Below are 25,223 nucleotides of genomic sequence, written 5' to 3' on the forward strand. Positions count from 1 at the left end.
ATTGAGTAATCAATAAGCATATATGCTAAATTGATAATAAAAATTTATGTTTACTGGTTTATTGTTGGATAAAATTGATAGTTAAAGCGAGGGAATTATAAAAATAAATATGGAAATTGAGAGTTAAAATTAAGAATAAAATAGCTTTAAAAACTCAAGGCATCAATAATGTGAATTAATTAAGCTAATATTGCTAATATTCCAAAGGAAAAAGGGTGAGTAGAAATTGCCTATAAGTTGTAAGATTGGATATTTCTTTTTTTTTAATTTTTAATTAACAAATGCTTTCATTGTGGGAAAGCGTGCTGAAGTTAGTTTACGCTTCACGTGAAACGACATAATTTTTTATACAGTTGGCTTATACTTAGTGAAAACCAACCAACGTTTGGTGTTTTGGTCACTTATGTTTTAGGCTACAACATTTCTTTGACAAGTATCTAACTAAACAGCAGTAGAAGTAACTTAAAGAAAACTGTAGAGATTGAGTTATTTCTACGATTTATGTAATAATTAGCCATAAATTAAATATATATTTGTAAATAAATTTACCAGCCACGTATACAAAATGCAGAACCAACATGATTTTGGAATTCAAATCCCCAGTAGCTTGGATATAAATGATTCTGATTTGTTAGAACGGTTTAGCCCAGAAATTGCCCCTGGAATGGTGTTTCAACTGGCTGACGGTACGATTCAAGCCTGTAATCCAGCGGCAGAAACGATTCTGGGCTTTACGCTGACGCAAATGCGTGGAGGTACGTCGCTTGACCACCTCTGGCAAACCATTAAGGAGGATGGCTCACCGTTTCCGGGAGAGACTCATCCAACAATGGTAGCGCTCCAAACGGGTCAACCCGTTGTAGGAGTCATTATGGGGGTTTATCAAGCTAATGGCAGTTTGATTTGGATAGAAATTAATGCCCAGCCCTTATTTGAAGCCCATAGTTCGACTCCTTGGGCAGCAGTGGCGACTTTTTGGGATGTGACGGAGCAAAAATCTGTACAGGTTGAACCCACTTTAAAGAGCTTGCTCCCTCAAAGCCAGCCGCAGAACCGAACGGTGTTAGTAGTAGAAGATTGTCCAGAAGACCGAGAGGTTTACTGTCGGTATTTACAACAGGATACGGATTGTACTTACAGGGTTTTAGAAGCCAAGACAGGAAATGCTGGGCTAGAAATTTGCCGAACGACTCAGTTAGATGCTGTGTTGTTAGATTACCGCCTTCCAGATTATGAAGGACTAAAATTTATAACGGCACTGCAAGCTCAATCAAAGAATCCTCCCCCTGTAATTGTGGTGACGGGGCAAGGCAATGAAGCACTCGCGGTTCAGATTTTGAAAGGTGGTGGAAAGGATTATTTAATCAAGGGACAGTTTTCAGCGCATGAATTGCAATGCGCTATAGATTTTGCCGTTGAAAATGCCCAATTAACGCTTAAACTTCAGCGCTCTACTGAACAAGAGCGGTTGTTGTCTCAAATTGCTCAACGCATTACACAGCGTTTGCAAGAATCGCAGGAACAATTACAATTAGGGGTTAAAGTGGCAGGAGTTGCGCTTGCCAAATTTGATTATGCCTCAAATCTGGTTGAGCTTTCAAAAGAAGCTGCTGATTTATTTGGAATTTCTGCCTCAGAATTAACTGTCACCCGCGAGCGCATCCACGCTACGTTTCATCCCGACGAGCGTGACGAACTGCTAAAAATTATTGAGCAAGTGCTTGACCCAACAGGCGCCGGTTGGTTTGCCCGTGAGCATCGTGTTGTTTGGGAAAATGGTGAGGTCAAGTGGCTTAGTGTTCGCAAACAAGTTTTTTTTAATGGTTCTGGTGCTTCGGCGCGACCAAAGAGTGCAATTTTAGCAGCAATCGACGTAACTGAGCGCAAACAGGCAGAACTAGAACGAGAAAGGCTTTTACAACAGGAGCAAAGGGCACGGGCAGAAGCGGAACGAGCCAACCGAATTAAGGACGAATTTTTGGCGGTGTTGTCCCATGAATTACGCTCACCACTCAATCCCATTGTGGGCTGGGTAAATCTTTTACTACAGCGCAAGTTAGATGAATCTCGAACCAGAGAGGCACTTGTCACGATTGAACGCAACGCTAAATTACAGGTACAATTAATTGATGATTTGCTGGATATTTCCCGTATTATGCGGGGTAAGCTCACCCTCAATGCTGTGCCCGTCAGTTTAAAGTTCGTGATTTTTGCAGCGATGGAAACGGTAAGGCTGGCAGCAGAAACGAAGAAAATTCAACTCAATCTGGAACCTATTTCCAGTTTGATTTTGGTCTTTGGGGATGCAGGACGGTTGCAACAGGTGGTCTGGAATCTACTCTCCAATGCCGTAAAATTTACTCCGTCTGGGGGACAAATAACCATTCGATTGACGCAGGTAGAAGAAACTTATGCCCAAATTCAAGTCATCGATACAGGCAAGGGCATAAATCCGGAATTTTTGCCTTACGTCTTTGAACATTTTCGCCAAGAAGATTCTGCCACGACACGAAAATTTGGCGGCTTAGGGTTGGGACTGTCGATTGCTCGTCAAATTGTCGAGATGCATGGTGGTAGCATTGAGGTCGCAAGTTTGGGAGAAAATCAGGGAGCAACTTTTACGGTTAAAATTCCATTACTTCAGGCTTCAAATCCTCAAATTCAAGCTGACAAAATAACTCCTTCCCAAACCACGTCTGACGCTGCCCCACTCTCGAACGTTTGCGCCCTGATCGTGGATGATGAACCTGATACTCGCGACTTTCTGGCGTTTTTATTGCAGGTGAGTGGCGCCAACGTCACCGTAACTGCATCTGCCTTTGAAGCATTGCAAGCTATAGAGCAAAGCCATTTTGATATTTTGCTCAGTGATATTGGAATGCCTGAAATTGATGGTTACACGCTTATCCAAATGATTCGAGGGCAAACTCACGAACCTTATTGTCAAATTCCCGCAATTGCTCTCACTGCTTATGCGGGAGAGGGGAATCAGCAGCAAGCAATATCCGCTGGGTTTCAATACCACCTTGCAAAACCGATTGATCAAAACAAAGTTATCGAATTGATTCTTCAATTAGTACATAAATAAAAAACAATTCGTTGCGTTTTATAAAATATGATGATAAATCAGGCTGTCGATTTAACCAATTGCGACCGCGAACCAATTCATATTCCAGGGTTGATTCAGCCCCACGGGGTGCTGTTGGTATGCTGCGAACCCAACTTGAACATTATCCAGGTCAGTAGCAACACATTTGAGTTGTTAGGTCAGCATCCCCAAGAACTGTTGGGTAAACCATTATTAAACTTACTTGCCCCTAAGCAAGTTAATGCCATCTGCCAATGCTTAAGCGAAGATTTTGAGCATGTGAATCCGTTGAATATTTCCATTAAGTGTCAAAATAAAACACTGCGGTTTGATGGCATTGTTCATCGTTGGAATGGCATGATTATTTTGGAATTAGAACCATTACGAGCGAGACAGAAAGCGAATTTTTTCGAGTTTTACCAGCGAGTCAAAGGCACGATTACAAAGATTCAAAAGGCGCCAACGTTACTTTCAATGTGCGAGGTCGTGGTTAAAGAGGTACGAAAACTCACGGGGTTCGACCGTGTAATGGTGTATCAATTTGATGAGGAAGGAGCCGGGCGGGTGATTGCAGAAGATCACGCAGACGCGCTGACTCCTTATCTTGGCTTGCACTATCCTCCTACAGACATTCCCAAGCAAGCCAAACAGCTTTACACCCTCAACTGGCTGCGGTTAATTCCCGACTCTACCTATCAATCTGTAGCGTTAGTGCCAGCGCTTAATCCCGATAACAATAGCCCAACGGATTTAAGTTTATCTGTGCTGCGAAGTGTGTCTCCTTTGCACCTGGAATACCTCAATAATATGGGTGTGGGCGCCTCAATGTCGATTTCACTCATCCGCGACCAAAAATTATGGGGACTAATTGCCTGTCATCACTTAAAAAGTCGATATGTACCCTACACGGTGCGAACCATTTGTGAGTTTGTGGGGCAAGTAATGTCAATCGAACTGGTAACTAAAGAAAATCATGAAGACTTAGACTACAAAATGGCGTTAAAGTCGCTATCGAGTAAGTTTGTAGAATCACTATCTCAGTCAAAAAGCTTCTTGGATGGATTAGTTCAACTAGACTCAAGCCTACTTGATCTTGTAGGCGCCACGGGAGCAGTGGTTTGCGCTGGGGAACAAATTATATCCATAGGTAACACGCCTCCTATCGGTGAACTGCTTGCCCTGCGGGACTGGATTAAAACACAAATTCAACACAACCTGTTTCAAACCAGATCTTTGTCTAAGGTTTATCCAGCAGCAGAGACATTTAAAGCAGTTGCCAGTGGACTACTCGCATTAGAAATTTCTAAAGTCAACCAAAATTATATCCTTTGGTTTCGTGCTGAAGTAATTCAAACGGTCAACTGGGGAGGCAACCCCAACAAACCTGTAGAAATCACAAAGGATGGCGAAGTACGGTTGTCTCCAAGAAAATCCTTTGAACTTTGGCAAGAAACGGTGCAGGGCTGCTCGTCAGCCTGGAAACCCTGTGAAATTGAAATCGTCACCGAACTGCGTAGCCTAATCGTCGGTATAATTTTGAGCCAAGCAGATGAAATGGCAAAAATCAATTTGGAACTCGAACGCAGCAACACTGAATTAGATGCTTTTGCCTATGTTGCCTCCCACGATCTCAAAGAACCGTTGCGGGGAATTCATAATTATAGTAACTTTTTGATGGAAGATTATGCGGATGTGTTGCACTCAAGCGGTATCGCCAAATTGCAAACGTTAGTGCGCCTAACCCAGCGCATGGAGGATTTGATTAACTCCCTGCTGCACTATTCCCGCTTGGGACGCACCGAACTCTTGCGCCAATCAACAAACCTAAATGACCTGGTGCGGCAAGTGATTGACACCTTCAAGATTAGCCAGCCTCAGCAGGTGATTGAGTTTCGCTTGCCTCGACCTTTGCCGACAATTGGCTGTGACCGTACTCAAGTCAGCGAATTATTTACTAACCTGATTAGCAACGCCATTAAATATAACGATAAAATCGAGAAATGGGTTGAAATTGGCTTTATCGAATCAGAAAATGAAAATAGTAAAGAGTCGCTTTACACTTTCTACGTCCGCGACAACGGCATTGGAATTCCTCATCAGCATTTGGAACGGGTATTTCAAATCTTTAAGCGGCTTCATGCACAAGACGAATATGGAGGAGGTACAGGCGCCGGTTTGACAATTGTGCAGAAGATTGTCGAGCGACATGGGGGTAAAATTTGGATAAAATCTACACCCGATGAAGGCAGCACGTTTTACTTCACATTATCAGCAGAAAAATTATGATCAGATCAAATGTCATGTCTAATGTGCAACTCCCTCCCTTACTGGTCGTTGAAGACAGCAATGAAGACTTTGAATCGTTCCAACGCTACCTGGACCAGTATAAGTTAGCAATCCCTGTTTATCGCTGTACTAACGGTGATCAAGCGCTGGCGTTTCTTTACCACACCAATCGCTACAGCGACCCTGAAACTTCGCCGCGTCCTGGACTAATTCTGTTAGACCTCAATTTACTGGGAACAGATGGACGAGAGGTGCTGCACCAAATTAAACAGGATAAAAATTTAAAAACGCTTCCGGTGGTTGTTTTTACTACATCTAATAATCCCAGAGATATCGAAACCTGCTATCAACAAGGGGTAAATGCTTATGTGATTAAACCTATGGACATCAATTTATTAAAGCAAAGTATTCACACATTGTTAAGCTACTGGTTTGAAATTACGGTACTTCCTTATGATTTGCCAGGATAAAGTTAGCCATGAGTTAAATCATTTGTATCTATATCTAGAGATATATAAAATGAAGCAATTTTTAATTACTTTGATAGATGTATGTTCTTAATCATCATAATTTTTTTATAATAAAACTGTCAGGGAGAATCGATTCCGAGAAAATTACTTAACAAACCAGTATCTAAATACCAATTTTTTCTATTCTTGCAAATAATAATAATTTTAATTGCATTAAAATATTTGATCTTTTTTGTCTATTAACGTGTTATGATATACCATCAAAAGAAAAAATCTAAAATGTTGTTAATTACTTATTGTAATCATGGCACAGCTAAATCGCACAGTTTTGGTTGTTGATGATTTTTCTCCCGATAGGGAAACTTATCAAAGGTACTTACTAACTGATTCAGATTATGCTTACACAGTCTTAGAAGCACAATCTGGGAAAAAAGGTTTAGATTTGTGTCAAAAATATAAAATTGACGCGATTTTGTTAGATTTTTACTTGCCAGATATTGATGCCTTAGAGTTTATTCAGGAACTCAAAGGTCAAAAAAAATATTGTTTTCCACCGATAGTGATTATTACAGGTTGTGGAAATGAAGCAATAATAGTAAAAGCGATAAAAAGTGGTGCGGAAAATTTTTTAGTTAAGGGGAAAACAACAGCAGAGGACATCCGAAGTGCTATCGCCAGTGCAATTGAAAATGCTGAATTACAACGGAAATTGAAAGCGAGTGAAGAACGTTTCCGTATCTCAGTAGAGAATATGCTTGACTGTTTTGGTGTTTTCTCTGCCATCCGTGATCAGTCGGGGCAAATTGTAGACTTTCGCATTGATTATCTTAATGCTGCGGCATTGGAAAGTAATCGCATGACTAGGGCTGATATTGGTGATAGTTTATGCAAACTGCTGCCATCTCATTACGAAAGCGGGTTGTTTGCAGAATATTGCCAGGTAGTGCAAACGGGTAAACCCTTGATTAAAGAAGACTTAATTTATACCGACACCTTTGGAGGTGAGTATTTAACCAGAGTATACGAGTTGCACGCGAATAAGTTAGAAGATGGGATTGTTGTTTCTTGGCGAGATATAACACAGCGCAAGCAGTCAGAAATTGCGCTTTTGGAGAGTGAAAGACGATTTCGCGCGATTTTTGATTCTGCATTTCAATTTATTGGCTTGTTGGCGCCTGATGGTATTTTATTAGAAGCGAACCAAACAGCGCTCGATTTTGGCGGATTGACACGAGCGGATGTGGTCAACCGTCCGTTTTGGGAAGCAAGGTGGTGGACGATTAGTTCTGAGACACAAATAGAATTGCAACAAGCAATTTTACGAGCCTCTAGGGGGGAGTTTGTGCGATATGAAGTTGATGTTCTTGGTGCGGATGATAGGGTAATAACTATTGATTTTTCTCTTAAACCTGTGCGCGATGAAGCAGGAAACATTGTACTTTTAATTCCCCAAGGACGAGATATTACAGATAAGAAAAAAACTGAAGAGCAATTGCAGCAAAGTCAGCATTTTATCCAAAGCATCGCTGAGACTACACCAGGTTTATTGTACGTCCATGACCTAATTAAGCGGTGCAATGTCTATATAAATCGTCAGACTACTGAGTTACTTGGATACACTCCAGAACAAATTCAGGCGATGGGAGCATCAGTATTACCCTCTCTTATCCATCCGGATGATTTACCTCGCGTTGCTGCTCATTTGCAGCGATTTAATACTGCTAGCGATACTGATATTTTAGAGTTCGAGTATAGAATGCAACACGCCAATGGTGAGTGGCGTTGGTTATGCTCACGGGAAATTCTCTTCAAGAGAACTGAGTTGGGTTTACCGCAGCAAATTGTAGGTATTTGTCAAGATATAACTGAGCGTAAAAACATTGAGCTAGCTTTAGTAAAAGCTAATGAGCGCTTTGAATTTGCAGCATCAGCAGTTAACTGTATTATTTATGATTGGGATTTACAAAGTAATATTGTAGAAAGAAGTCGCGGACTCACGGATTTATTAGGTTATACGATTGAAGAAGCAGAGCCAACTTTCCAATGGTGGTCAAAAATTATCCATCCTGATGATTATCGTCTAATACATCAAAGACGCGATGAAATGTGGACAATTATTGCAACACAAAATAGAAATTGTCTAGAGTATCGCGTGCGTCACAAACATGGTCATTACATTTGGGTGCAAGATGTCAATTATGTAGTGCGAGATAATGCAGGTAATGCAATTCGGATTGTTGGTAGCAGTAGTGATATAACTCAACGTAAATTAGCAGAGGAAAATTTACGTGAAAATCAGCAACTTTTGCAAACCATTATTAATGCAATATCAGCGGCAGTTTATGTTAAGGACTTACAAACTCGCCACTTATTAGCAAACCGCGAATTTGAAACAATATTTAACTTATCGCAATCAGAAATTTTAGGTAAAACAAATTATGAATTATTTCCGAAAGAGATAGCAGATTTATTAACTGCCAATGACCACGAAGTCTTAAAACAGAAACAGGCAGTACAAATAGAGGAAATTGTTGTAGTTAATAATCAACTTCGCACTTATCTATCAGTTAAAGCTCCTCTGATACATAATGACGGAACTCCTTACGCTATATGTGGTGTTTCAACGGATATTACCGAACGTAAACAGATAGAAAAAGAACGGGAGGAACTTTTAGTCCAAGCACAAGCAGCGCGCTCTGAAGCAGAAGCAGCAAATCGCAGTAAAGACGAATTTATAGCTGTAGTTTCCCATGAATTACGATCACCCCTAAACTCGATTCTTGGTTGGGCAAAACTATTGCAAACCCGTAAATTCGATGCAGATAGTACCAACCGCGCGCTTTTAACTATTGAACGAAATGCCAAAGCTCAATCTCAACTGATCGAAGATTTACTCGATATTTCGCGTATGGTTCGTGGCAACTTACGTTTAAATCTCACTTCAGTAAACCTTGCCACTACCATTACTGCAGCTGTGGATATGGTAAACCCAGCAGCCCAAGCAAAACAAATCGATATTCAATCTCAGCTTGATGACACAATTGGGCAAGTTTCTGGTGACTTTAACCGCTTACAACAAATTATAGTTAATTTACTTACCAATGCAATTAAATTTACACCTGATAACGGACAGGTAAAAATAGAATTATACTCAGAACCCACAAATGGTATAGGCAAGCAGGCGCCTACAGCAGTTATCAAAGTAACAGACACAGGTATTGGTATTAGTCCTGACTTCTTACCCTACATATTTGAGCGATTTAGTCAAGCAGATAACACCACCCGAAGAACTAAAGATGGTTTAGGTTTAGGTTTAGCAATTGTTCGTAACCTTGTGGAATTGCACGGAGGTACTATTACCGCAGACAGTCGAGGGGAAAGTTTGGGAGCGACTTTCACAGTGCAATTACCGCTAATATCTTCTCCTGTTACCACAAGCAATAAAGGCGCCTCTCGTTATAATGGAATGTGACTAGATTGAAACATCCGAGCGACAACCTTTATTAATTCATACGGGTCGATAGGTTTAGCGAGATGGTATTTAAAGCCAGCCGCAACTATTTGCTCACGACTTGTATCATCTGCGTAAGCAGTTAGAGCAATACTAGGTATATGACAAGCATTTTCTAACTTAAGTAATGAGCGCAGTAGTTCATAACCATCCATTCCTGGCATACTTATATCGCTCACTAAAATATCTGGTAGATTTTCGCTAATTGCTCGCAAAGCTTCTGTACCACAATTGACAGATGTAACGCTGGCGCCAGAATTTTCCAACGCAAAAGAAATAAGCTCTAAGTTATCCGGCTCATCGTCTACAACTAAAACCTTAATTCCGTCCAAGCTTGGCAAAATGTCGTTTGCTTCTTTTTTATCAAGATTAGTAATTAAAGCAGGCATTAGTGGCAGCATAACTGTAAATGTGGCGCCTAGCCCAATTCCTGAACTAGTTGCCTGAATAATACCTCCATGCAGTTCTACTAAATATTTGACGATAGTTAAACCTAGACCCAAGCCTCCAAATTTACGAGTTTTACTAGCATCTGCTTGACGGAAGTATTCGTAAATATGAGGCAGAAAATCTGGAGAAATACCAACACCTGTATCGGTGATGGAAATTAACGCACAATTGTTGACAGACGATAAACAAATTTCTACACGACCGCATGAAGGTGTAAACTTGATGGCATTGGAGAGCAAATGCCAGAAAACTTGTTGTAAGCGTTTTTTGTCTCCGATGACAGTTGCTGATGACAAAATAGTAAACTGAATGTCGATAGATTTAACTTCAGCAGCAAAATTTACCGTCTCAATCGCAGCTTCGATAACAAGAGCAACGTCAACTGTTTGAGTTTCTAGTTTGATTTGACCGTGCAAAGTTCGCGAAATATCAAGTAAATCTTCGACTAAGTTGATTTGTAAGTTGACGTTACGCTCGATAGCATCAAATGCTTGGGTCATTTTCACGGGAGTTAACTTTCCGCTTTGCAATAATTTTACCCAACCTAAGATAGGGTTGAGTGGAGTTCGCAGTTCGTGGGAGAGAACAGCTAAAAACTCGTCTTTAACACGGTTTGCATGGGTTAATTCTGCAACATTTTGCTGAAGATTTTGCTCTAATTGTATGCGTTCGCCAATATCCATCAGTGTAACCAAAACGCATTTGCAGTTTTCGGTTGGTGGAGGAAATTTGATTGTTAGCAAAATATTAAGTTTTTCGCCTTGGAGATTTTGAACAACCACTTCCGAGCTAAAAAATCTTTCTCCTGCGACCAGTGTTAATAGCTCTTGAGTGAAGGTCTCTCGCGTTTCTGGAAGAAATATCTGATTTAGCGAAGTTAATAGCTGCTGTTTATCTTTAGCTCCAAATGTTTGGAGCGAGATATCATTAACATTTACTAACTTCACGGCGCCGATTGCCCAATCTACAAAATCTGGATTATTAGCAAAATATTGCTTAAAGTCTTGAATACCTTGATTTTTTAATTCATCAAGAGCTAGTTTGACCTCCGAAAAATCTTCTTCCCAAATTGAAACTCCGACAGCATCAAAAATATATTTGTATTTTTGTTCTTGCTTTGCCAGATATGTTGTTGCCTGCTTGAGGTCGTGAATATTTTTTTGCAAGCACTCTTGGTTGTAGCGCAGTTCTGATTCTACATCCTGGCGCCTTTTATCTACCCTATTTAAATATCTTGCACTTTGCCACAGTAATAGCAGCGAAGTAATAAATAGTAAAATGACCAATAACGATATAGCAAAAACTGGATCATAAAGATTTGCTCGCAGTCCCCAAACGATTAACCAACCAAAAATTAAAGGTGATAGCATCACACTCATTAGTAAGCGCCGCGCTACGGTTCCACCATTAAGCTTGCTGGTAAAAGTGCCAACTATACCACGATTAGTACTAACAAACAATAAACCAATACATAAGACTATAAATGCCAGCGCCGTATGTGGCGCCATCGAAGTAGTATAAATACTTAGTTGATAAAAGACTCTAACTCCGTAAGCATAACCAATTAATGCTTGGAGAGCAATTAAAAAAGCAATAGTAGCTAATCCTTGAGCTAAAGCAATTGCATTTAATTTCCAGCTTTTTATTCGCTTTTCATTTGTATATAATAGTAACAGAGCCGCTCCTAAAAGTATAAAATTTAATGCAGTGTTTAAACCCATTCGTCCCGGATGCGAAGTTGCTGAGGACAAAGGCGCATCTCGGAAAAATAATTCATCAATACCAATATTAAAGTCCCAAAGATATTGACTGAGAGTTAGCGTACTAATTGCTAAAACAGCAATAGCGCAAGCTGTAGCTATTTTTTTCTTAGATGGTAAAAACCAGAGCGAAATGGCAGCCAATATAAAACAAACTGCTGTATTTGCTTTCATGGTCGCAGTTTCTATCGCTCCCGTTTTGATAACAGCAATATTAAAATTCCAACCAATTAAAACAATCCAGCCAACAAGGAAAGCAAAAATGCTACTAAATTTAGGTATATCTTTTGCCCATTTATTCTTGGATAAAAAACGGTTTTCTAAATTAGAAGTGTGCATATTTTCTGCTATTTTTGACTTAAGAAAATAATTTTATCAGTGTTAGTAAACTTAATTACAACAATGATGTGTTTCTAAAATACCACTACAGGAGTATCAAGCATCTCTATCTTTGGATATGATTATCAAAATCAAACTATTTCACTAGAGAGTTGACAATCTCTACTCTCCATGCACTAATATCGGTAATATAACCGTAAATGTTGCTCCCTGGTCTTTACCCGGACTTGCAGCAGTCACAGTACCGTGGTGCAACTCTACAAGGTTACGGACAATTGCTAAACCTAAGCCTAACCCGTCTTTTGCTCTAGAACTGTTGCTAGCTTGACGAAAGCGCTCAAATACGTATGGTAGAAAGTCTGAATTAATACCTTTGCCTGTATCTCTAACTTTGATAATTGCGGAATGAAGGTGTGGATGTGTGGGGGTTTCGGAGCGTGATAGTTCTATTCGTACTTGCCCTTGATTGGGAGTAAATTTTACTGCATTGGTTAGTAGATTTAGTACTACTTGCTGCAAGCGGTTAAAATCACCACAAACTATAAGAGGTGTGTTTGTTTCATTATTTTTCGCAAATTCGAGATTAATTTGTTTTGTTAAAGCTGTTGGAGATACTATATTAATAGATGTCTCGATAACTTCTATTAGGTTTACTGGCGCTTTTTCTAGGCGAAGATTTCCTTTAATCATGCGCGAAATATCGAGTAAATCTTCTATTAGTTGCGATTGAGATTTGGCATTACGTTCGATAGTTTCCAATGCGCGTTTGGCTGTAGCTTGGTCAAATGGACGAGTTTGTAATAGTTTTGCCCAACCTAAAATTGAGTTTAGAGGCGCCCTTAATTCGTGAGAGACTATAGCAAGAAACTCATCTTTTGTTTGATTAGCAACAATTGCTTCAGTGCGCGCGGCTTGTGCTTCGGCTAAAAGTCTCTCACGCTCTTGCTCGGAGCGTTTTCTCTCGCTGATATCTAAGCAAAAAGCGACACCACGGTCTTGATAACCGGGTAAAAATGTACAACCGATCAAAACCGGAATCCGGCTACCATCTTTGCAGATATATTCTTTTTCAAAGGGTTTGTATTCTCCATTTTTATATAAAAGTTCAATTTTTTGAACGTCTGCTTCGTGATATTCTTTTGGGGTAATGTTTTTAAAAGAAATTTTTCCTGCTTGTAAATCTTCGCGGGTATAACCTGTCATTTTTATAAATGCATTGTTGGCATTGGTAATTTGACCTTGAGAATTCCAAACCAAAATACCGATTAAAGCAGAGTCAAATATGCCTCGGAAAAGAGCTTCACTCTCTTGCAGTGCAGATAGAGCAAGCTTTTGCTCGGTAATATCCATAAATGCAGCAATACAACCTCGTACTTTTTGCTGTGCGTCAAAAAGCGGTTTTGTATTTACTAAAAGGTCGAAGCTTATTCCATCCGCTCGCACAATTTGTATTTCGGAGTTGCGTATTTCTATACCTTGTTTAGCAGAAATAGACATTGGTAACTCTTCTGAAGGAATTTCTTTGCCATCGCGTAATTGCTTGTATGGTACTCTCTCTGCTTGAGGCGCCGTTGCTGACATATTAGTATTAGCTCATATCTTGCACCTAACGTGTAAACCCGTACAAAACGAATTAGAGTGGGCAAAAATATAACTATAATATAAATGTTTTTTTGCGTATTTAATATACATATTTTTAACTAGGTTACACCGAATTAATACGGTATTTATTTCTCAAATTTTGATTTGACAATGGCGCCGTTAATTTGGAAAACTACATACCTGTGTACTATTAAGAGTGAGTAGTAATGAATTTCATTTGCATTGTGGCGCCAAAACATGAGAAAAAGGGCGTTGAAGTTTATATGAATAAGCAAGAAAAATGGTTTCAATTCTTAGGCGCGGGACAAAATCTAGTTTACACTTTGCTGTCATTGATGCCTTCTACTTACCAACAAGAAAATCTCGAAGCTATGTTTGGGATGTTCTTAGAGGCACAAGGCTATCCTTTACCCCAACACAGTAAAAGTAAGTCGCCCAGCGCTTTGAGTAGATTTCTAAATATCTATAATTGGTCAACTAAAAGTGTAATTCGTACTGCTCGCGACCGTATTATTAAGGAGATTTTATCCGAGCGTTCGCGCTTGGCGCCAACCATTTTTACAAGTCATTGTTGATCTGACAACTTTGGAGAAAGCCGGAAAATTTAAAGCACTTGAAAACTTAATCAGTGTATACCACGGAAAGCGAGGGTTGCATTTGGTTGTGGTGTATTTAGTGGTTGGTCGCTGGCGAGTACCCTGGAATTTTCGCGTTTGGCGGGGATGCATGCGCCACTTCCCCAGCTAGGCTAGGATTAAAAATGGTTAAATCTTTACCAAAAAAATTAACCAAGCACTTTAAGGAGGTGATAGTTCTAGTAGATACAGGCTTTGGGAGTATCCAATTTATACACGGTGTTCGAGAGAAAAAATATCACATAATTGCTGGCATCGCAAGTAAAGCGCAAGTTAGTTGATGGGCGCAGTGTCGCCCAATTACATAAAAGAGGACAGCAGCTTTATCTTCAGGGTTTGAAGTTTCCTGTTTATATATCTTGGTATTATTTTAAACGCCATGATGGCAAGTATGAAAAACGATTTGTTATTTCTACCAAAGCCTTAAAACCTAGCACCATTTCTTGGTGGGGTAAACGAAGATGGCAGATAGAGGGTTGGTTTAAAACCGCAAAACACCGTTTTGGGCTGCATCGGTTTGGACAAGGAACCCTCTTGGGTGTTTATCGTTGGCTGATACTGTCCCTTATATCTTATGTTTTGGCGCACTGGGCATACTTATCTTATTCAGGCGCCAACGGCTCACTACCTGACTGGGGTGAAGCCGCAGAAATTGCGTTCCAAACTATATTTCCTCCTAAACGTAGTGTTACTTCTTTTACAACATATCGAACGGCTGAGAGACTTGCTACTGAGTCAAGGAATTGACATTCAAATTTCCAGGTGCAAGATATGAGTTAGGCGCCACATTCATTAAATTCTCAGCGAAAGCGTTAGTACGAACTACCTCACACGTTGGGTCATGTGATATAGCAATTCCTGCCGGCATAATATCAAATAGAGTTTGCAGTTCATCAACGCGGCTTTGTAACTCGTTATAAAGTTGTTTAATTTGTTCTTGGGCTTGCTTTTTCTCAGTAATTTCCTCTACCATACCAACAATCCTTACAGCCTGTCCCGTTTGGTCATAAAAACTTTGTCCCCTATCAGCAAGCCAGTGAATGCTACCATCGGACCAAACTACGCGAAACTCAGCTTCATATTTACCTTGAGCATCTATCGCTAGTGTTTGTAATTGACGCATCAACTCGCGATCGTCAGGATGAACGCAGTTAATAAGAGTAGTAAAATTCTCTTCGCTCCAATCAGGTGGTAAACCTAAAATGACCCGATAAAAAACTGAAAGCCCCTCGACGAGGGGCTTGTAATGGTTGAAATATGGATGGCTCAGGTGTGACTCGAACACACGACCAAGGGCTTATGAGTCCCCTACTCTAACCAACTGAGCTACTGAGCCGTAATTTGTTGGAAAACTTTTGTTTAACAATTTTTGTTCAACGATTTAGTCCAACGATTTATTAATGTAGCACAAGATTAATGTGTTGACTAGTCTTTTTTCAAATAAATTTTTGGATGAGGCGCCGTCCGATTTAAGAGTGTCTAATATTAAGGGCGGGCAAGGATGCCCACCCCACAATAAATACATCCCACAGGATGATTTATTAAGTTGGATACAGTTGGGTGTTTAGACTCGTGGAGGCAGCATCGCAATTGGGTTAACTGCGCCTTTACCTGCTTTGTGAATTTCAAAATGGGTGTGCGGGCCAGTACTAAAACCAGTGCTTCCCATTAGGGCAATAATGTCGCCTTGGTTGACTTGTTGTCCAACCTGAACCATGAGTTTGCTGTTGTGACCGTAACGAGTCATAGTACCGTCAGCATGACGAACCTCAACTAAGTTACCGTAGCCACCATTATTCCAACCGGATTTTTCAATCACACCAGCTGCTGCTGCATAAACTGGTGTTCCAGTGGAGTTTGCGACATCAATACCACGGTGCATTCGACCCCAACGCCAGCCGTAACCTGATGTTAAAACGCCTTTAGCTGGCCAGATAAAAGCTGTGTTTCCAATTCCTGGCGCCCCTGGTGCGATTGGAGGAGTGTTTTCATCAATTGCTCTGGGTAGATATCTATCAACCGCAGCCAAAGGAGGTAGTTGTGGACTTACTGTTACTCCTCGCATGTTACCTAGCGATTCGGAGGCATTGACAGTTGTTGGTACTGGTGGTACTGACAATCTGTTGTTATTGCGTGTATTGCGGGTAGACCATTCTGATTTAACAGGCTCGGCACTAAAGTTAGGCGCCATAGGTGTTGGAACCGGAATTGGTATAGCTACAGTATTTGGTCTGACTGCAGGAACTGGGATAGCGATGTTGTTACGTCTTGTAGCCGCAGGAATTGAAGGTACTGTTACAGCGTTTGGAGTATAGGTAGGAACAGGTACCGAGACATTATTTAAGTTAGCTTGTGTCGGTACTTGACTGCCTGATTGTTGAGCGCGATATTTTTCACGTAAACGCTCAATTTCTGCTTGCAAACTGCGAAGACCACGGTCTTGTTTTGCTTGCTTGCTTGTTGCGTTACGTTGCCGCATTTCAGCAAACACTTTAGGCGCTGTTTCACCACCTACACCGCTTGCTGTTGGGTCAATTGGTGTTGAATCTTCTTGAACTGTCGAAGCTTCGGTAGTTGAAAAAGGTGTTGGAACTACTACTGGAGCTACTGTGTCGTTCGATGCAACTGTACCCAATCGCGCTGGTGTTGGAATCGCTACGTTACTAGCTGTTGGCGCCGTCAGATTTGATGCTGTTACCGAAGGCGTAGCGGTTGTTGTAGCAACATTCGCTACAGGGATATTTAATTTCTGATTAATTTTTAACTCGTTTGGGTTTTGAATCCCATTCGCTTTAACTATTTCATTAACTGAAGTTCCGTTGCTGCTTGCAATTACAGCTAGCGTATCTCCAGATTTTACTTCATAAACTTTAGATGCAGATGGTACCACTGCCCCTACAACACTGTTAGGTCTTTCTGCTACACTACCATTGTTAGGAGTTGCACTTGATTCTGAGCTATTTGTTGCTGTGCTCTGTGACTGCTGGCTTGTTCCAACTGTCTCATTTTGCTGCGAGATTTCGTCACTCGGACGCAACTTGTTCAGACTATTCCTTAGTCTGTCAGATTTTTGCTGTAATTTATTAATCGCAAACTCTTGCTGTGCTTTGAGTTGAGCATCCACATCGCCATTATTGTTAGAATTGGTAAATGACGATAATGTTTGTGTGTTTGCTGTTGGCGATTGAGCAACCGTACCATTTGTAATACCGTAACTTGTTGGTACTGGCGCCTGTGCAAGATTTTTGAAACGCACTCTGGCAATTGCATTTCCTATTCTCTGACCTTTATTGGCTGTCTGAACATCGGAAACAGAATTATGTTCAGTAGTTGCCTTAGTAAAGGAAGAAGCGTTGGGAGCGAACTGCTCACTTGTGCTTGCCGCAATTTGCAATTTAGCACCAAGCCCAGGCACCTGTGAAATTGCTGTTGGCTCAACTACCGAAACGGGATTTTCTGGCGCGCTCACATTCGAGACGGCGGATGTGCTTCCCATCTGGTTAGTGGTTGCTAATTTCACCCCAGTGTCACCAGCAGCAGGAATGGCAGAAGCTGTATTTTGGTTGCCTACAGGTTCCGCTGCCAGGGCTTGGTCGCTTTGCCGAGTCACAAAAAGGCTACCCGCTCCCATTGAGATTGCCAAGCCAATCATGGCTGCGCTTGTCCGCTTGCGGCGGTTTACTTTTTGACTTGGTAAATTCAAACTGTCCACCGTGGCATCCTCACTGGAGTTATTTTCTAGATTAGCCTTTACTTTACTTTTTAATACTCGTTTCAAAGACGACCTCCTATGATCGCTAGCGCTTAACTGACCTCGATTTTGTTTTCAGTCGGACAATAGTCAATGATTTAGATCACTACGAACGATTGATCAAGATCACATTCACCAGAGATACTTACGCAAGATTAACCTGGTTCTCTGATTTAGACAAGTTCATATGATTCAAAAAAACTTAATTTTTTTCTTTACTTGTCTTATTATTCCTCATAGCTCTACAGGTCTCCCTCTTTACAGTTATCTCGTTATGTGCTGTTCTTCAGGATAAAACAGACGACAAACACATCGGTACGAAAAACACAAAGCAGTCGAAGACGTGCTTAACATCTTGAGGAACAAACAATTATATATGTCTTTTCGGTATATACCCAAAAACAGGACTATGCACCCAATTGACTTCCTCTTCACGAGAATTTACGTTAATTATTCCCAAAAAAACAACCGTAGTAACAGGACAGGTACTTTTACACAAAAAAGTTTTTGCTTTTTTGTTATTGGCTCAAATGCCTAATATGACTATATCCTGTCTATTTTGTTCCAATAAAATCACAGATAACAATTTATAAATCTCTATGTTTGAATATGGAATTAACCTCGCAGTTTATATACAAATTTCTTATATAAACACACTGAGCTTTTTAAGTATAATCACTCAGTTAATGCTCGTTTACATGGAAAACCCACTACAACGCTACAGGAATTATACGTAAAAATATTGTCTTTACAAAAAAAATACGTATTAACCTACTTTACTTAACTTGTTTTTAATATAGTCAACTAGTACACGAAAAAAATTACGCTAAATACCCCAACTGGCGCCGACATTCAAATAAACCAACTGCAACGCTCACAGAAAGGTTTAAACTGCGAACTCCACTCTCAGACATCGGTATATAAAGCGTTTCATCACATTTGGAGAGCATTTCGGGTGGCAACCCATTGGTCTCACTACCAAATAGCAACCAGTCATCTAATTCATACTCAAAGCGAGAATAATTATGGTTTCCGCGCACAGTGAATCCCAGACAGCGACCAGAACGCTGCTGATGTGCCAAGAGAAAATCTGCCAATGTCTCGTGATAATGCAATTTCACATATTCCCAATAGTCCAAACCAGCCCGTTTTAAGTAACGGTCGCTCAATTCAAACCCTAGTGGACCAACTAAATGTAATTCAGTACCTGTTGCAGCGCAGGTTCGGGCTATATTACCTGTGTTTGGAGGTATTAACGGATTGATTAAGACAACTTGAGGCATCGAGGCTAGCTAATTCGTATGTATGTATTCAAATACACAGTGTATTGCTCATTGCGAATCTACCTTAAGATAGAGGTCAATGATAGTTTTTATTAATATTTGCTAATCTACCACGATTGATTAGAAATTTAAAACAGACGATGAATTGTTTTATAGAAACTTGACAATAAAATATTTTGAGAAATTGTATTGTCTAATACTGAATTTGAGGCACTTAATACAAAGGAACCGGGTTTTTACGCAAAATCGTTGTTTTGATTGCAAGATTTCAACTAAAAAACCCGGTTTCTAAGATTTTAGCCAACTGAGGAACAGATTTTGTCTTGTAATTCGATTTCACGGTCACGTGTAGCAGCAATTGCTTGGGTAAGTACGTTACGAGTCGAAATACCTACGGCGTGAAGTTGGAGCCATTGCTGTGCTTCGTTACCTTCGCGGAGGATTTTTTGCAGTGGTGAAAGAAAACAGCTAAAACCATGCTGCTTGGCTGTTATAATGGCGCCATCATAAAGTTCACCAATCCAATCACGGGCAGTTACTGTTCTGCCGTCCTGCCAATGTTGAAGTTTCGCATCTAGACTCAGTGATGCCGCTGCCATTTCGTTGGCTGAAGTAATATCTATTAATTCCTCGTCTGTAAAGCTACTACTAACTAACGGGTCTAAATTCGGATTTTCGATTAACTGTAGTAAACGTGCTTCGAGTAAGGCTGTTATGGAAAGTAAAGCAATGGGGTCTGTCACTAAATCGCAAATCCTCAACTCTAAGCGATTTAAATCATAAGGGCGCCCATTTCCATTTGGACGTACAGAAGCCCATAAGTGGCGAACATTCTGCATTGTACCTGCTGCTAATTGCTCTTCAACCCACTGAATATGATGGGCATGGCTGGTAAACAAAGGCACGCGCGCAGGTGTTTGTGGAAATACTCCCCAACGAGTCGAGTGATATCCAGTTGTGGCGCCATCTATAAATGGTGATGCTGCACTAAGAGCTAAATATAAAGGTGCTTCAACACGAATTAATCTACAGGCACGCATTAATGTTTCTAAGTCACTAATGCCGACGTTGATGTGAATGCTGGCAGTAACGACTTTAGTGCCGTATGTTTTTTCAATAAAGTCATGATATGGGTTACTTGGGTCGGAACGGAAAAATTGATTATTACCTCCTAAAGACAAGGTACTTCCCGGAATGATAGTATAGTCACCCAATTTGCTTAAATATGACCTTAACTGCTGCCGAGGCTGCAATAGACTGCATAATAATTTTTCATAATTCGCACTTGGTGCCGTTGTATACTCTACGTTACGACTATCTGGTTCACGAACAAACCCATCTGAAGCTAAGGACGCGACAATTTTGTCGGAGAGACCTACAACATCACCATTCGGCGTTCCAGTATACATTTCAACTTCAAAGCCTTTCAATAGCGCCACCTAAATATCTCCTAGTCTCTCCTTTACATATAAATTGTATCGAACATTACGATTAGGCGCCTATGCATTTTGGTTGAAATGTCATGTAGAGACGTTACATGTAACGTCTCTACATTTTTTGCATGGTCATAACTTCTGTAGCTGCACGCAATACAAGGGAATGACGATAAACAAGGTCATTTAAATTATCTGCGTAACCACCCCCAATAACACAAGCAACTGGATAACCTGCTGTAACACAGGTAGTTAGAACTTGCATATCGCGTTTAAAAATTCCTCTGTCTGTCAAAGCTAGCTTGCCAAGTTTGTCGGCAATGTGGGGGTCTACACCAGCATCGTACAAAACGATATCTGGTTTTACGTCTGATAATAAATCTGGCAGGTAACTCGCTAAAACAAGCAAGTAATCATCATCTTCCATCCCTACGGGTAGAGGAACATCTAAGTCACTTTTTTGTTTGGTACCAGGAAAATTCACGTCGCAGTGCATGGAAAACGTAAAAACGCTATCATCTCCTTGAAAAATAAATGCGGTTCCATCTCCTTGATGTACATCTAAATCTACAATTAAAACTTTTTTTACCAAACCTTGTTTTTGTAAAACACGTGATGCAATAGCTAAATCGTTAAAAATACAGAACCCTGAACCATAGCTTGGAAAAGCATGATGCGTCCCACCCGCAGTGTTACAAGCTAACCCAGATTGTAAAGCTAAAGTTGCCGTCTTAATTGTTCCACCAACTGCTACACAAGTACGATTTGCCAATGCTGGACTCCACGGTAAACCTATTCGTCTCTGTGCTTTCGCATCAAGAGTACCCTGGCAGTAAGCGTTTACGTATGAGTTTGTATGAACTAACTCGATTAATTCCTGTGGTGGAGGCGCCGGAGCGTGAAATTGGGTAAAATCAGCTACGCCATCTTTTAGTAATAATTCGTAGAGTAGCCGAAATTTTTCCATTGGAAAGCGATGACCGTCTGGTAATGGAACGACATAATCTGGATGATAAACGATTGGCAAATTCATGAAGAGTGACTTCGATACTGATATTTTTCGTTACTAACTGGTATTGTAGAAAATGGCTAGAGATATTGAGACATGAAAATTGCTTATGTTGCAAATGCAATTAATAATACCGATACTATTCGTGTTTTTGGGCTTGATAGCAGGTCTAATCGGTGAAAATGTTATTTATAAGCGATTGAAAAATTTTGTAGCAAAGCGTCAAATACCAGGTAGCGAAATCATTATTCACTCGCTGCATCGAATGACACTACTTTGGTTTGTGCTTGCTGGTTGCTATGGGGCTATATTAGCTTACCCTTATTTTACACCCGATGTTAATGGCGCCCTGCAAAAAATTATAACTATAGCTTTTCTGTATTCAGTAACGGTGGTTTTTGCCCGTTTGAGTTCTGGGTTTGTAACTATTTACATTCGTAGGTCACAACTTGTATCAGCTTCACTGTTTGCCAATATTGCGAAAACAGCAGTTTTAATTTTAGGTACTTTAATACTGCTGCAAACTGTGGGTGTGCAAATTACTCCAATAATTACCACTTTAGGAATAAGCGGTTTAGCTGTTGGTTTAGCACTAAAAGATACGTTAGAAAATTTCTTTTCAGGATTTTATTTAATTTTCTCCAAACAAATACGAACTGGTGATTATCTCAAACTTGATGGTGGACATGAAGGATATGTTACAGATATTACATGGAGGAACACAACAATTCAAGAGTTGACTAATAATGTTATTATTGTACCCAACTCTAAATTAGCATCGGCTATTTTTACTAATTGCCATCTTCCTGTCAAAGAAATTAGTTTAACTGTAAATGTCGGTGTCGATTATGAAAGTGATTTAGATTATGTTGAAGATGTAACTATAGATGTTGCTAAAGAAGTAATGCAAGAAGTGGCGCCAGAATTAATAAACAGCGAACCGTTTATTCGGTATCAAAAATTTGCTGATTTTAGTATCGATTTTACTGTTTATATTCGAGTCAATGAGTTTTTTGACCAACGTATTGCTCGACATATTTTTATTAAAAAATTGCACAAAAGATATCAACAAGAAGGCATTAGAATTCCTTATCCTACACACGAATTGTATTTGCAAAAGGATTAAATCAACTTTTTTGCGTAGTGTGGGCATTGCCCACCATATGATTAAAGTTTATGTACTATACTTTTGACGTTCTGTTAACAGGGCAATTTGTACTTGCTGATATTCTGATTCAATTTTGCTGATTTTTGCTTCAATTCCTGTTAAGCTTTTTTGTGCCACCATTTCTTCTACTTCTTTACATAATTGTCCTAGATGGTTTGCTCCTAGTGTTGCGCTTGTAGAAGATAAAGTGTGTGTTAGTCTTTGAAGATTTTTTAAATTAGTTTCTGAATGTGCAAGCTGAATATCTTGGAGTAATTTAGGAGCGTCATCAAGATATAAATCTATTGTTTCTACAAGAAATTCTTTAGCGTTGATTGCTGAATTGAAATCAGCCATATAAAGTATTTCTTGTAGTGCTTTTGAGTCTATCGAAGAATTTGTATTTAAGGGGTAATTTGGAACGTAATCTGAAATAAACTCATTTTGATTTTCTAATTTATTTTCTAGCTGTTGGCACTTTTTTAAAGCTTCAACTAGTTCACCAATGCGAAGAGGTTTGGCGAGATAATTATCAATCCCTACTCCTAGACAGCGCTCGCGTTGCTCCCACATTGTACTAGCTGTGAGGGCAATAATTACTGGACGTTGTGAAGGCGCCCATTCTTGCTGGATATGTTTTGCTGCTGTTAAACCATCCATTTCTGGCATTTGCATATCCATTAACACAACATCATAAACTTGATTTCGCAATGCATCGAGTGCTTCCAAACCGTTATTTGCTAGCGCAGGTTCATAACCCATACGTTGTAACATCAACTTTATCATTCTCTGGTTAATGGCATGGTCTTCAACTAACAGTATTTTTAATGGATGTTCTTGAGCAATTAATTCTATTTTGGCATCACTTGATACATCTAAACCTGGAAGCGTTAAAGCTTCTGCACCTCGACAAACTACACTGGCAACACTTTCAGGAATTGCATCGACTTGAATTGTAAAGTAAAAAGTACTACCTTTTTGTTTTTTACTCTCAACCCAAATTGTGCCCCCCATTAACTCACATAACTGTTTACAAATAGCTAGTCCTAAACCTGTACCTCCATATTGTCGTGTAATCGAAGAATTGACTTGACTAAAAACTTTGAATAAACGCTCTTGCTCCGATGCTTCAATGCCAACCCCCGTATCTTTAACGGCAAATTGTAATGTACAAGTATTTAATTTGTTGCTACTGTCGTCAGCACTCGTATTATTAGTCGTTTTTTGTTTTGGTGTAACATAAATTGCAATGCTACCTGTACTAGTAAATTTGATAGCGTTGCTTATCAAGTTAACTAAAATTTGTCGTACTCGTGTAACATCTCCTACTATCATTTTAGGAGTTTCAGTATTATCAATAAAACTTAATTTTAAAGCTTTCTCTTTCGCTTTCGGCATAAGGATAGCAATTGCTTCGTGAATACAGCGTCTTACCTCAAAAGGTTGCGCTTCCATTTCTAATTTTCCAGCTTCAATTTTAGAAAAATCAAGAATATCATTAATAATTTTATGTAACGCAATGCCACTTGTATAAATAGTTTCAACAAAATCACGTTGCTCTATAGTCATTTCGGTATTTAATAGCAAAGTTGCCATTCCTGTCACCGATGTAATAGGAGTACGAATTTCATGACTAATCATTGCCATAAATTGCTGTTTAGCAAGTTCTGCTTGTTTACGTTCGGTCATGTCGCGAACAATGTAAACGTAACCTTGAAAATGCTCAATATCGGTTTGCAGCATCGAACAAGAAACCGCAACGGGAATAGTTTTACCACTTTTGGTTTGACAACTAGCTTCGACCTCACCAAATGCAGCAGCTTCAATTCCTTTGAAAATACTTGATATATGTCTACCAATTATTTCTGTTTCTTCATATTCTAAAAGAGTTACTGTTGCCGGATTAATTCTTTTGATATTTCCTGATGGTGTGGTTGTTACCATTGCATCAGACATTGAAGTTAAAATTTGCTCTATGTATTGTTTGGAAGCGGTAAGGTTACGTAATAAAAAGTTTGCTTGATTGGCACTTTGCATTAGTGACTGTTCCATCACCATACGCTCGGTTGAATCTACAACCAAAATCATCAGTTCTTTACATTGAGAATTCTCTTTGTGATTTTTTATAATATATATATCTATATATAAAGGTGAAAGATTATCGAGTGAACGACTAATTCCTTTGAGTTTAAAATCATTTTGCTCACCTTGTAATATTTCATCTAAAATTTCTTCGGTTCCTGTTAGCTCCGGAAAGCTAATTCTGATATCACTGCCTTTTTTAACTTGATTAGGATTATCTGAAAAATGCTTGACATTTGAAGATGTTTCGATAATTTTATAATTATCACAAATAGTTATGTATTCAATTGAATTAACTGAGAAAAGATTGCTTAGTAATGTATTCATGTTGTGTATTATTAAGGTTTTAGGTGAACTATTTATGTTGATTTTCAATG

The 25,223-nt window shown here is 39.6% G+C and carries 15 protein-coding genes and 1 tRNA gene; 7 read left to right on the plus strand and 9 right to left on the minus strand.

Translation table 11 applies throughout. The features are described 5' to 3' along the window. Nucleotides 1-565: 565 nt before the first annotated feature. The 4 genes from DSM106972_RS17925 (at nt 566) to DSM106972_RS17940 (ending at nt 9,316) form a co-directional block, all read left to right on the plus strand. Nucleotides 566-3,088, plus strand: a complete 2,523-nt coding sequence (locus DSM106972_RS17925) for a response regulator (protein WP_158632840.1) — start codon at nt 566-568, stop codon at nt 3,086-3,088. A gap of 30 nt (nt 3,089-3,118) precedes the next feature. Then, nucleotides 3,119-5,374: an ATP-binding protein gene (locus tag DSM106972_RS17930; protein WP_127082220.1), complete on the plus strand. Its 2,256-nt coding sequence runs from the start codon at nt 3,119-3,121 to the stop codon at nt 5,372-5,374. A gap of 14 nt (nt 5,375-5,388) precedes the next feature. Then, the gene (locus DSM106972_RS17935; protein ID WP_127081985.1) at nt 5,389-5,844 is read left to right on the plus strand and encodes a response regulator; all 456 of its coding nucleotides are present in this window, start codon (nt 5,389-5,391) and stop codon (nt 5,842-5,844) included. Nucleotides 5,845-6,148: 304 nt separating this feature from the next. After that, the gene (locus DSM106972_RS17940) at nt 6,149-9,316 is read left to right on the plus strand and encodes a PAS domain S-box protein (protein ID WP_127081986.1); all 3,168 of its coding nucleotides are present in this window, start codon (nt 6,149-6,151) and stop codon (nt 9,314-9,316) included. On the opposite strand, the gene DSM106972_RS17945 is transcribed toward DSM106972_RS17940, so the two are convergent. Then, on the minus strand, nt 9,301-11,904 hold the full coding sequence (locus DSM106972_RS17945) for a hybrid sensor histidine kinase/response regulator (protein WP_127081987.1): 2,604 nt from the start codon (nt 11,902-11,904) through the stop codon (nt 9,301-9,303). The two genes, DSM106972_RS17940 and DSM106972_RS17945, sit on opposite strands and share 16 nt — an antisense overlap. A 162-nt stretch (nt 11,905-12,066) precedes the next feature. Then, complete coding sequence (locus DSM106972_RS17950; RefSeq protein ID WP_127081988.1) at nt 12,067-13,485, minus strand: PAS domain-containing sensor histidine kinase; 1,419 nt, start codon at nt 13,483-13,485, stop codon at nt 12,067-12,069. 227 nt (nt 13,486-13,712) lie between these two features. On the opposite strand from DSM106972_RS17950, the gene DSM106972_RS55810 reads away from it, so the two are divergent. Together DSM106972_RS55810 and DSM106972_RS55815 are read left to right on the plus strand one after the other, a co-directional pair. Next, nucleotides 13,713-14,081, plus strand: coding sequence for a hypothetical protein (locus DSM106972_RS55810; protein WP_201800744.1), 369 nt, complete (start codon nt 13,713-13,715; stop codon nt 14,079-14,081). A gap of 306 nt (nt 14,082-14,387) precedes the next feature. Further along, nucleotides 14,388-14,888: a transposase gene (locus DSM106972_RS55815; protein WP_201800745.1), complete on the plus strand. Its 501-nt coding sequence runs from the start codon at nt 14,388-14,390 to the stop codon at nt 14,886-14,888. On the opposite strand, the gene DSM106972_RS17960 is transcribed toward DSM106972_RS55815, so the two are convergent. The 6 genes from DSM106972_RS17960 to DSM106972_RS17985 all read right to left on the minus strand — a co-directional run bounded on the left by DSM106972_RS17960 (nt 14,869) and on the right by DSM106972_RS17985 (nt 21,641). Beyond that, the gene (locus DSM106972_RS17960; RefSeq protein ID WP_127081989.1) at nt 14,869-15,426 is read right to left on the minus strand and encodes a PAS domain-containing protein; all 558 of its coding nucleotides are present in this window, start codon (nt 15,424-15,426) and stop codon (nt 14,869-14,871) included. The genes DSM106972_RS55815 and DSM106972_RS17960 overlap by 20 nt on opposite strands. After that, a tRNA-Met gene (locus tag DSM106972_RS17965) sits at nt 15,404-15,477 on the minus strand. The genes DSM106972_RS17960 and DSM106972_RS17965 overlap by 23 nt, the downstream gene beginning before the upstream one ends. 228 nt (nt 15,478-15,705) lie before the next feature. Then, nucleotides 15,706-17,919, minus strand: coding sequence for a peptidoglycan DD-metalloendopeptidase family protein (locus tag DSM106972_RS17970; protein WP_127081990.1), 2,214 nt, complete (start codon nt 17,917-17,919; stop codon nt 15,706-15,708). A gap of 794 nt (nt 17,920-18,713) precedes the next feature. Continuing rightward, nucleotides 18,714-19,175, minus strand: coding sequence for a tRNA (cytidine(34)-2'-O)-methyltransferase (locus DSM106972_RS17975; protein ID WP_127081991.1), 462 nt, complete (start codon nt 19,173-19,175; stop codon nt 18,714-18,716). 296 nt (nt 19,176-19,471) lie between these two features. Continuing rightward, nucleotides 19,472-20,614 carry a glutamate--cysteine ligase gene (gshA, locus tag DSM106972_RS17980; RefSeq protein WP_127081992.1) on the minus strand — a complete coding sequence of 381 codons (1,143 nt, stop codon included), beginning with the start codon at nt 20,612-20,614 and terminating at the stop codon, nt 19,472-19,474. Nucleotides 20,615-20,723: 109 nt separating this feature from the next. Then, nucleotides 20,724-21,641, minus strand: a complete 918-nt coding sequence (locus tag DSM106972_RS17985; RefSeq protein WP_127081993.1) for a histone deacetylase family protein — start codon at nt 21,639-21,641, stop codon at nt 20,724-20,726. 85 nt (nt 21,642-21,726) lie between these two features. On the opposite strand from DSM106972_RS17985, the gene DSM106972_RS17990 reads away from it, so the two are divergent. Next, nucleotides 21,727-22,743: a mechanosensitive ion channel family protein gene (locus DSM106972_RS17990; protein ID WP_127081994.1), complete on the plus strand. Its 1,017-nt coding sequence runs from the start codon at nt 21,727-21,729 to the stop codon at nt 22,741-22,743. Between the two features lie 48 nt (nt 22,744-22,791). Here the strand turns inward: DSM106972_RS17990 and DSM106972_RS17995 are convergent, their stop codons facing one another. Next, on the minus strand, nt 22,792-25,173 hold the full coding sequence (locus DSM106972_RS17995) for a PAS domain-containing hybrid sensor histidine kinase/response regulator (protein ID WP_127081995.1): 2,382 nt from the start codon (nt 25,171-25,173) through the stop codon (nt 22,792-22,794). Between the last annotated feature and the right edge of the window lie 50 nt (nt 25,174-25,223).

The organism is Dulcicalothrix desertica PCC 7102 (genome assembly GCF_003991905.1).
Classification (GTDB): Bacteria; Cyanobacteriota; Cyanobacteriia; order Cyanobacteriales; family Nostocaceae; genus Dulcicalothrix; species Dulcicalothrix desertica.